The organism is Mesorhizobium sp. M2A.F.Ca.ET.067.02.1.1 (assembly GCF_004023285.1).
Taxonomy (GTDB): Bacteria; Pseudomonadota; Alphaproteobacteria; order Rhizobiales; family Rhizobiaceae; genus Mesorhizobium.
This window is the reverse complement of record NZ_RZSB01001238.1, coordinates 1-928: the sequence shown is the minus strand read 5'-3', so window position 1 is coordinate 928 and position 928 is coordinate 1. Positions and strand designations below refer to the sequence as shown.

Genomic DNA, 928 nt, shown 5'->3' with positions numbered 1-928 from the left:
GGGCCAGGACATCTATGGCTATCTCGACGCGCCCAAGCCCTGGGGCGGTTTCGGCTTCTATTTCCTCGGCAGCCGCGCCACCGCCTATGCCAAGCATCCCGATGACAAGGCCTGGCTGTTCGACGCCGACACGATGAAGCCGCGCGTCAACAATCCGGCCTGGGTGCGCGCCATCCAGGACGTCATCGATGCGTTGCCGTCCGAACCGGCCGATCAGATCAACGCCGATCCGAACACGACCGCCTTCCAGCAGTTCCTGGCCGGCACCGGCTCGATGATCCCCTGGTGGGGCGACGTTGGCTCGAACGTGAAGACCAATGACTCCTCGGTCATCGGCGACGTCACCGGCTTCTCGATCCTGCCGGGCTCCGACGACGTCTATAACTCCAAGACCGGCAAGTGGGACAAGCTCGCCAGCGGCCCGAACTATGCGCCGAACTGCGCTTATCTCGGCTGGGGCGTCTATGTCATGGCCCGCGTCGATTCCGACGAGAAGAAGAAGAAGGCCGCATGGTCGGCCGCCGCGCATCTCGGCGGCAAGGATCTGTCGCTGTGGTGCGCGGCCTATCCTTCCGGCTTCCAGCCCTATCGGAACAGCCATTTCAACATTCCGGAATGGGTGGCAGCCGGCTATGACGAGGCGTTCATCAGCTCGTACCTGAAGTCCGAAGCCGACAGCTACAACCATCCGAACGCGGCGATCGAGCCGCGCATCCCCGGCATCTTTCAGTATTACAGCGCCGCCGAGGACATCCTTGCCAACACCTTCGCCGGCAAGATGAAGGCGCAGGAAGGAGCCGACGCCATCGCCGCGGCCTGGGAAAAGCTGACCGACCAGATCGGCCGCGAAAACCAGGTCAAGCTCTACAAAGCCTCGCTCGGCATGTAGGCTGGTTTATGAGACGTCGCGGCCCGATGGCACACCGTC

The 928-nt window shown here is 63.0% G+C and carries 1 pseudogene; it reads left to right on the top strand.

Annotated features, from left to right (window positions below):
* A pseudogene (locus tag EOA28_RS37015) lies at nt 1–889 on the top strand (sugar ABC transporter substrate-binding protein); the annotation flags it as partial.
* Nucleotides 890–928: the final 39 nt, after the last annotated feature.